This is a genomic window from Aquaspirillum serpens DSM 68, from assembly GCF_000420525.1.
Lineage (GTDB): Bacteria > Pseudomonadota > Gammaproteobacteria > Burkholderiales > Aquaspirillaceae > Aquaspirillum > Aquaspirillum serpens.
Genome location: NZ_ATVC01000031.1, coordinates 20384 through 30325 on the forward strand (window position 1 = coordinate 20384; position 9942 = coordinate 30325).

Below are 9942 nucleotides of genomic sequence, written 5' to 3' on the forward strand. Positions count from 1 at the left end.
TTTCGCTCAGCTGCTGCCAACAAACGCTGTATTGCAGCAGTATCACACCTCTGCGTTACAACTCGCTATGAATGTAGCTTGATTAGCTACAAATGTAGCCTTATCAGCTACAAAATTTCTTCCCTCCCCAATACCTCCCCTCACGCCAGACTACAGCAATATCAGAATGGCTATCTTTTGCTCAAAAAAAAAGACAAAAATCATTGATATGGAATTTTTCTTCCACCAAAATGCATTGGTTTTTCTTTGCTCGTTTTAGAAACTTGGCAATCGGTATTGTTTCGGTATCACAAAAAAGAAAGGGAAGGTCAAAGATGAAAAATACACTTACCACCGTCACCAGATTGTCTAATGCAGATTGGTTGAATAATTCGGCATGGTTGCAGGATTTGGTGAAAATGCCCCAGCCAAGCTTTGAAAAGCCCTCCCCCTTATCTTTTAATTCCCGCTTGATTCGAGTGGATGAAATCAACGAAGAAGGCCATCAGGCCTACCGGCAAGCCTTAGCCAATGTCTATGCAACATTAGATTCGCAGCAAGCTGTCCGCTTTTTATACTTGCTCTGCGGCAGTGCATCGGGGGTTGAGTTGTATTTTGGTGTCGTGTCTGACACCAACGGTGCAGACGTTCACGAGGCCATGAAAAATCTACGCGGCGCATTGGAAGGACAACTGACTGGTATCAATTTTGGTGATGATGTCAGCCCCGAAAAGCGCGAAGCCTTATTTGGGGCTTTCCGCTCGGCCCCACAACAAGGTGTGATGTTTGGTGCCCCAACCGGACAAGACGACAACAATGAAGAAGACAGTTTTCAAGGGCTTGACCGATTAGTCAGGGCTTTACAGTCCAGCCATGACAAAAACACACAAAGCGAGGGACTTTGGAAACTAGCAGTTATCAGCCAACCATTAGGGCGTTCCCATATTCGCCAGCTACTCGATAGCGCATACGAACTGTCTTCTCGTCTCACCACTTTGGTTAAAACCAGTATCCAATCTAGCGATAACATCAGCCACCAGAAAAGTAGCTCGATTGGCAGCAGCCAAGCACATGGGACGAACGAAAGCGAGGGTAGTAACTGGGGCAAAAACGAAAGTAGATCCGATACAGAAAACCAAGGAATATCCTCTAGTACCACCCGGGGTGAGAGTAAAAGCTGGTCAAAAAATCACGGTTCTTCTACGACAGAAAGTTTTGGAACATCATCAAGCACAAATGAAGGTAGCAGTACCAACAAGGGTAAAACTGAGGGTGGTGCAAAAACAACAGGTAAGGAAACAAAAAATTCTGGGATAAGTGTGGGAACCACCACAACGACAGGTACTTCCACTTCTCAAAATACTGGTCATTCCACCACAAGAACATCCGGTACCAACGATGGAGGAGGTAGCAATACCAGCACTTCACACTCACAAAACTCTGGAACATCAACAAGTAAAACACATGGTATCAGCTCTGGTACCAGTACCAACAAAGGCAGTTCTTTCACCACCACCTTCTCTCACAATGAAAGTGTGTCGGATACCGAAGGTAAAAGCATGGGTATTACCCAAGAAATCGCCAATAAACGCGCTCAACATTTGGTGGACTACCTCGACAAACAGTTAATTGTCCGTTTGCAAAAAGGTTTGACCAAAGGATTGTTTCACACAGCAGTTTATTTAGCTGCGGATAACAATTCCACTTACCAGCGTCTGAAAAAAAATCTCTGTGCTACGTTTCAAGGCAGTGAAACCACACTCAGCCCACTAGAAATTTACGATTTACCAGCAGAAGTACGCGGCCAATTCTTGCGTCTGCCCAACATTAAACCCAAACAGACTGAACAAGAATTGCTGTTTCACAGTTTGCAGAAAGGTGCTCACGGTACCTTAGGCAGTTTGCTCACGGCGGATGAGTTGGCGATTGTCGCCAGTTTGCCGCAACGCGAATTGCAGGGCATTCGCCGCCGCAAGACGGTGGATTTTGCTGTCGATCTGCCGGCAGTGGCAGATTCTGAAGGGTTAGATTTAGGCGCAGTGATTGACCGAGGCCGCCAATACCCGAAAAACCGCGTGCGGCTGGCACGTTCTGATTTGAACAAACACGTATTCATTACCGGCGTCACCGGTGCGGGCAAAACCACCACTTGCTTAAATTTGCTGCTTGAATCTGGTCTGCCGTTCTTGGTAATCGAACCAGCAAAAACCGAATACCGCGCCTTGGCCGAAGGCGGGCTAGAGGTGGAGTATTACCGTCCGAATGGTGATCAATACCAAAGCTTCCGGCTTAATCCGTTTGCCTTAGTCCGGAAAGGCCAACGCATCAAAAGCCATGCTGGTTTTCTGAAAAATGCCTTTGCTGCTGTGTTTCCAATGGAAGCTTCGATGCCGATGATGGTTGAAGCAGCGATTTTGGCGGCTTATGAGGAAAAAGGTTGGGATCTGGACGAAAACGAATATCTGTTGGGCGACAATCCATTTGACCCACAGAGCGATGCATGGCCGACGATGAGCCTAATGATCGAACAGCTAGACCGTTTAATTCCGACTTATGGTTTGGGCAAAGAATTTGAAGAAAAGTATCGTGGTTCTTTGGTATCACGTTTACGCAGTCTGACCGATGGCACCCTCGGTCGGGTATTGGATGTACCGCAATCGATGGACTTTCACAGCTTGTTAACTCGACACAGCGTCATTGAATTGGAAGAGCTGCAAAGCGGCGAAGAAAAAGCCCTCATCATGGCGTTTTTACTCGGTGCGATTAACGAAACCATGCGTGATCATCACGCCAAGAATCCCAATTTCCGTCAGCTCACCTTGATCGAAGAAGCCCACCGCCTGTTATCTCGCCCCGAAGCCGGAGACAAAGCCGCCGCCCTTGCGGTTGAGTCTTTTGCTGACATGTTGGCCGAGGTTCGCAAATATGGCACAGGTTTAATCATTGCCGATCAAATTCCAGCCAAGCTGATTCCTGATGTCATCAAAAATACGCATTGCAAAATCGTTCATCGCTTATTTGCTGAAGACGACCGCCGCGCAATGGGTGAAGCGATGATGATGGATGAAGAACAGCGCAACTTCCTGCCTAATTTACAAACCGGCGAGGCAATTGTGTTTTGTGGTGGTTGGCATGGCGCCTGCCATGTCGCCATTCGCAACGATCGCGCCCAAACTGATGGCCATGTTAACTTTAATTTGGAAGAGAAAAGCGTACGGCAACTGTGGCGCGAAGGTGGCCGTTACTACCCGCATTTCTGCCAGTTGGGTTGGTTTAACACTGCCGACAACCCACAACAGTCTTTTGCCGAGTGGGTACGCAGCACCCGACAAGCACAAAATCAGTTTTTGCAGTGTTTATCACACAAAGAAAAAGCGGTGGTCAGCAAAGATAGCAAGCAATGGCGGCGTGCTGAAGGTGCATTTGCTCGTGTGAAAAAATGGCTACATGCGTGGGCACCACAGGTTGAGGCATTTCCATTGACCACAGCTCTTGCTATTGGAGAAGCACAGGATATTCCGGCTGGCGTGGCACAGTTAGCCAAGGGCTGGTTAGCCTTGTTGCTAGACGCGAATCCCCGTGCTCATGCCGAAGAAAAAGATGTGCCACCGTTAAATACACCAACTGAACGTCATTTTTTAGAGGAACAAATTTTAAGATTGCTGGTTTTATTATATAGCCACGATACTTTGGCAGATTTTCGTGCAGCAATACAGGAAAGAAGCCAGCGAGATTTAATGGCACATATTCAGCATCTGTCACGTTTTAAGAGTATTTAGCATTAATTTTTGATTTTTAAACTTTTAATTGGAAGGATTAGAAAATGGGATTTTGGAGCAGCGTTGGAAGTTTGTGTAGCAGTGTTGTTGATAGTGTTTGCAATGCGGTTTCTAAGGTCGGCAGCGAGGTATCATCTTTTGTTGCAAAAGTAGCGCCTAGCGTGATTCCAATCATTACAACTTCAAACCAAACATTGAATACCATCTGTCGCTTTGCCAGTGTTTTTTTGCAAAGTTTAAGTATTTTTAAGGCAGGAGAGACAGTTGAGGATTTGGGTGACCGTGCATTGCAGGCAGCAGAAAAAGGCATCACGCCAGACAAATTCAAAAATTTTGACGAGTACATGGATTCCTTGCGAAATTTTAACATTGATCCTGACGTTAGTTCTAAAACCAGTGATGTGATTAAAGTTGTCTCTGGTTTAGGGGTTAGCACATTGGCTGTTGAAGATAAATTTAATGCTGAACGAGGTAGTCTCAATGGAATTTGGTTATTACCTATTGCCAATCCTGCATACTTTACGCCAGAACGAATGGAAAGTTTGCTTAAAACAGACAGTTTGAAAGGGGATGTGCTGTCTTATTTAGACAAAAACCTCGCAGCAGGTGAGAGCCGTAATTTTGAAAAGAAATTAGCTGTTGATTCTGATGGCACACCATTGAGTGGTCAAAAGCTAGATGATTTACACGACGCTTTAGACAGTGCCCGCGAAAAATGGGTGGAATTAGGTAAACAAGTTGAAGCGAGAAATAACCCTGATTCAGCCACATAATTTTTCAAGACATTTTTAGATTAAAGAAAAATAACTCACCATGAATGCAATTGTTTTTTTGTTGGCTAAAAACACGCTGGTAGCTTGGCGACTTGAGCCAAAAAAAGCGCCGATTCGGTGCAAAATTCAGGCAGAAGACTGTTTTCAGGCAAATTCAGCAGCAGTTTTGGTCGAGGCTTACCGCGATGTGTTGAAACGGTTGGCCGATGATGGCATCACGCTGAGCCATGTTCATTGGTTATTCAATGCAGACAGCCGCTCCCTTTGGGCGGCGGCATCTCCCCAGCTTTTTACTGACACTGCGCCAGTGATGCAGGGGTTGAGCTGGGAATGGCTGGCGGAGCGTTTTGCTTTGAGCGCCGCACCAGATTTGGCCGATGTTGCGTTGATCGAAGCGCGGGTTTTTCCTTGGCTGTTGGCTTTGGAAGAAGACGGCGAACGCGAGCAAATGCAAGAGGCCTTGTTGAAGGAACACCAAAGCGAATCGGAGCGTTTGGAGCAAGAACGCGCTCGTCTCAGACGTGAAAATGAACAGCTACGCACGCAAAATGCTGCGATTGAATATATCGATACCGAACGGCTGTTGAGTTTTTTACCGGCGTTATATTCTCGGGTATTCACGGTTTTAGGTCCGGCGGATTTAGCTTTGTTGTGTGGGCGAATCGAACCTTTTGATATTCCCAATCCCTACCCCGAACCAAGCGAAGAAACTTTGCGCACTTTGCAACGCCGATTCCGTGGTTTGCCACAGGAATCGCAATTGCAAATCGTGAATTTTGTTCAACAACTGCCGCAATATCAAAAACTCAGCTTGCGCCCTGAAATGCGCAGCCACATTGCCGAATTAGAGAGTATTTGAAATGTCGAAAAATAAAATAGGATTGGATAAAAAAGATCAAACGCGCCTAACTGAATTAACTGACTCATGGAACGATGCAGTTCCTGCTTGGGCCTGTGACAAAGAAATGACGGCAGCCGATCTCCGTTTGTTGCTAGAAAACTTCGCGCCGCTGCAAAACCTGATTCGTTCTTTGGTGGCCGAGGCGGTTGATGGGCACACCCAGACCTACACTGCACCGCATTTGCCGGAAACCCACGCCCAAACCGGCAACAGCGACTTAGCACAACAACGCGAACACCAATACGCCCAACAACAATGGGCACAAGACCGCCAGAAATTACAGAATGAATTGCAGCAATGCAAAGACAAGCTAGATGAGTGCCAAGAGCAATTACAACGTGCTAACAGCGTACCAGCCGAGCTAGCTTTTTTACGCCGCGATCGCGCCTTAGCTAAGGCATTAGGGTTGACAGATTTACCGGATGACGACACCCAAGCCCTGATCCGGATGGTGGCAGTGTTGTCTTCTCCCGACGATGTCAGCCGCCTGTGGAGTGCATTAAAAGATCGCTGCGAAGCAGACAACCGCCCGATTGATGCTGAAGAACGTGCTTTGTTACATGCAGCAGTCACATGGCTCAACCACAACTGGCCGAATCTTCCTTATCAATTGATCGATGTCGCCGCCAATACGCCATTCTTATTCGATAATCACATCCGCTTTAAACATACCCCAACTGGGGAGACTGTCGCTCAAATGTATTTGCCTACTTTTGCTGATAGTAAAGGCGTGCCTGTGAATAAAAATAAAGCCGTGGTTGGCACACGCTGAGAAAAATAATTTGTCAATCCCTATCCCTTTTTGAAAAATCCGGAACATGCTATGACTCAAATTTCCCCCCATTCTTTTGAAGCCCACCACGTGCAGAAATTCTCCCAAACACTGGCCCAGTCACGTTTCTGGTACATCAAACCCCAGTCAAAATCCGAACCTACTGCACTTTTCGACCAACAAACAAAAACATGCTATATAGATTTTGATAATTTAATTCATAAACTAATTGTCTTTTTGAGAGAATACCCCTTTGTTTTTTTGAGAAAACACTCTTTTGTTTTTTTACATAAACCAGACAGTAACACCAACCTCGCCACACTACACACCGCGACACGGCTGCTGTGGAATACTGACACCAGCAATCATTATTACTCTACTACCGAAGGCAGAAAAATCGTTGCAGAAGGCCAATGGGCTGGATTAAAAGGTTGGCAGTTACCGAACGTGGAACAACTGAAAACGTTTGTAACCAAAAAACAAAACCCACACAAAATGGACGAAACACACAGATTTTTATCCATAAACAATCAAAGCATTTATTGGTTATTAACCAATGAAGGTGCTTGCAAAGTTCATAATTTAGACTTCACGATTAATCAATCGAACGGTATTATCTTCTCTACTCACTCACTCTGGGCCACTCGTTCTGATGCCGAAATACTACTCGACCTGATTGATCGCTCTTGGCAACTGATGGCCCCAAATGGCGAAACTTTTACACCAAACAGACCAGATACCCGCCTCCAAGGGCTTTCTGATGAAAAGCTATTAGCCACTTGGCTAGCTGAAGGTGTCACGCTACAAGAAGCAGAAGGCAAAGGCCTCACACTCAATCCGAGTAAATTTTTTAATTTGTGGCAGTTATTCCGCAACAAATTATCTGAAGACCTCACCCCATCGCCTACCATAGTTAATCCAAACTCTGAAACCTCTCCCAATATTTCAAATAAATTAGAAAAAAATGAAAATCACCCATTAACTTTATTGGATTACATCCCATGCAGATTACCAAAAATTGATATAGGGCAAATTTGTGATCCAAATAAAGGCTTGTGGGAGCTTTGGGATGCAAAAGAAAAAAAATGGCAGGACATCAATCCCATAGCACGAGATCCACTACAGGATGTTCAACGGCGGGCGATAGCAATTGACTTTGGTACTAGCAGCACGGTAGTAGCGATGGATACCCGTTCCGGCCAACGCGAATTGTTGCGTATTGGTGTGCGAGATTTTTACCAACCTGTCAAAGCCAGCGATTTTGAAAACCCTACCGTATTGGAATGCATCGATTTCGCGTCGTTTTCTGCCGCATGGACAGAAAAAGCCTACCGACCGGCGTTAAATTGGGATTGGATGCGCGCCGCACATGAGGCACAAGCGAATTTCCGTGACAATGAAGGCGATACTGAAATTTTAGCCAGCATCTTGCCGCGCCTAAAACAATGGGCATTGCGCTCGGAACAACATCGTATCCGTATGACCGACCGCAAAGGCCACGAGATTGAATTGCCTCCACACAGCGAACGCAATCCCGTACGCGGCCAGCCATTGAAAGCCAGCAAAAACGATGCCTTCGACCCAATTGAGCTATATGCGTGGTACTTGGGCATGGCCATCAACCACCGCGAACGTGGCTTGTTCCTCAAATATTATTTGAGCTTCCCCGTCAAATATCCCAAAGAGGTCAAAGAACGGATTTTGGCCAGTTTCCGCCGAGGCCTACAGCGCAGCCTGCCGCAAACGCTAATCGACAACCATCCACAAGTATTAAACGAATTTGAAGTCAATGATTTAGCCAGCGAACCGGCGGCTTATGCCGCCGCCGCATTAGCCCATTTTGATGTCAAACCAACGGATGAAGGGGTGCCGTATGCGGTGTTTGATTTTGGCGGTGGCACAACTGACTTTGATTTTGGCTTCTTGCGCTGGGCAAATGACGATGAAGACGACCAAGGTTATGAACAGGTGTTTGAACACTTGGCGAGTGGTGGTGACAATTTCCTAGGTGGCGAAAACCTGCTGGAACATTTGGTGTATCACACCTTCTGCCAAAACTTGGATGAATTGCGTAAACATCGCATTCAATTCACTCAACCGTTGGATGCACAACCCTTTTCCGGCAGCGAAGCATTTTTAGCCAAAACCCAAGCCGCACAAACCAACACCGTGATGCTCGCAGCCAAACTGCGGCCATTTTTGGAAGCCAATACCGAAGACGCCCGATCATTACTTGAAAGTCAAATCAAAATGGATTTGATCAAAACTGATGGAGAGAAAATCCGCTGTGATATTGCAATCAATGCAGAAGCCCTAGAAACATTACTGCAACAGCGCATCTTCCGTGGCGGCGAGGCCTTCTTGGTGGAATTGGCAATGGTAAATGAATCGTTCCCAAAAGATACACCGATTCATATTTTATTAGCCGGCAATGGCAGCCGTTCGCGCCATGTCAAAGCCTTTTTTGAAGAAGAAAATCTCAACGAAGCTTTAATAAAAGTCTTTGGTGATGGTAAACCAGTGCCAAAAGTCATCGTTCACGAACCATTGCCGATGGATGAAAGCAAACCTCACGCCCCCACCGCTAAAACCGGTGTAGCTTTGGGATTGCTGCGGGTCTCCCCGGGTAAGAATATCCTGCTGAAAAACCACGTTCACGCTCAACACGAAGGTCAAGCCCCATTCGCATGGTTTGTCGGACGGATGCGGCGCGGTCAGTTAGAGTCGAAGTTGTCGCCACGCTCATCTTATGGCACATGGCACGAAATCGGACGCTTGCAAGATGGCGTGTTCTACCTCAGCGCGACCAACAGCCCCCGCGCCCACACCGGCCTAGCCGAGGGCGATCCCGAGCTAAAAGTCCAACGCATAGACTTCCCCGCCGCCCCTGCTGGTGGTCGTGTATTCGCTAAAGCCGTCGCTCCTTCTGTCCTACACCTCGCCGCAGTATTAGAAGAAAGCGATTTAGATAAAGAAGGTTTGGATGTGCGAACGCTGAATTTAGATGCGATTTAATCGGGCTCCCCGCCCTTTCACTGTATTGGCTAACTGGGCGGGGATTTTTTGGGTTTGATTACCCAATGCGCGCAAAGCCTCGGGGTTCAGCCCGAGGTCAAGAGCGCGGACGCCGAAGGTGTCCAATGGGGTTCTTGTTGTTCTTCGATGTATTTCCGCAGGATGTTATAGTTCATTACATGGAAACCGTCAAAACACTGAAACTGCGCATCAAAGACAAGCACGCGAAAGTGTTGCTGGCGATGGCGCGTGATGTGAATACGGTGTGGAATTTTTGCAACGAAACCCAGTATCGAAGTTTGCGGCGTTATACCAACAAGCCAAAGGTTTGGCTGTCAGGGTTTGATTTGCAAAAACTCACCAGTGGTTTCAGCAAGTGTGAAGGGGTGAGTATTGGTTCAACCACGGTTCAGGTGGTTTGCGAAGAATTTGCCACTCGACTGCGGCAGTTCAAAAAACAACGCTTAAATTGGCGTGTCAGTCACAAAAAATCTCCCAAATATTCACTCGGCTGGATTCCGTTCAAAGCCAAAGCCCTGACTTACAAAAACGGCCAAGTTCGTTTTAAAGGCATGAACATTGGCCTGTGGGACTCTTACGGCCTCTCGAAGTTTGAATTCCGAGCAGGTAGTTTTAACGAAGACTCTCGCGGTCGCTGGTATCTCAACGTAGTGGTCAAATGCCCAACCGAAGCCAAACCTGTTCAATATGGCGCATCGGCCA

General features: G+C 46.8%; 6 protein-coding genes. All 6 read left to right on the forward strand.

Annotation, left to right across the window (positions count from 1 at the left end):
- Positions 1–314: 314 nt before the first annotated feature.
- On the forward strand, positions 315–3758 hold the full coding sequence (locus G465_RS13955) for a serine-rich family protein (protein ID WP_022653879.1): 3444 nt from the start codon (positions 315–317) through the stop codon (positions 3756–3758).
- Between the two features lie 44 nt (positions 3759–3802).
- Positions 3803–4531, forward strand: coding sequence for a hypothetical protein (locus tag G465_RS0107545; protein ID WP_022653880.1), 729 nt, complete (start codon positions 3803–3805; stop codon positions 4529–4531).
- A 40-nt stretch (positions 4532–4571) separates the two neighbouring features.
- Positions 4572–5390, forward strand: coding sequence for a hypothetical protein (locus G465_RS0107550; protein ID WP_022653881.1), 819 nt, complete (start codon positions 4572–4574; stop codon positions 5388–5390).
- A 1-nt stretch (position 5391) separates the two neighbouring features.
- Complete coding sequence (locus G465_RS0107555; protein WP_022653882.1) at positions 5392–6204, forward strand: hypothetical protein; 813 nt, start codon at positions 5392–5394, stop codon at positions 6202–6204.
- A gap of 261 nt (positions 6205–6465) precedes the next feature.
- Positions 6466–9219, forward strand: a complete 2754-nt coding sequence (locus G465_RS13960; RefSeq protein WP_052165420.1) for an Hsp70 family protein — start codon at positions 6466–6468, stop codon at positions 9217–9219.
- Between the two features lie 179 nt (positions 9220–9398).
- On the forward strand, positions 9399–9942 hold a 544-nt coding region (locus tag G465_RS0107565), incomplete at its 3' end, for a transposase (RefSeq protein WP_022653884.1).

Coding starts and splice junctions, on each gene's coding strand:
- G465_RS0107555 (WP_022653882.1), top strand. CDS start 5,392: ATGTCGAAAAATAAAATAGGATTGGATAAAAAAGATCAAACGCGCCTA.
- G465_RS13955 (WP_022653879.1), top strand. CDS start 315: ATGAAAAATACACTTACCACCGTCACCAGATTGTCTAATGCAGATTGG.
- G465_RS0107550 (WP_022653881.1), top strand. CDS start 4,572: ATGAATGCAATTGTTTTTTTGTTGGCTAAAAACACGCTGGTAGCTTGG.
- G465_RS0107545 (WP_022653880.1), top strand. CDS start 3,803: ATGGGATTTTGGAGCAGCGTTGGAAGTTTGTGTAGCAGTGTTGTTGAT.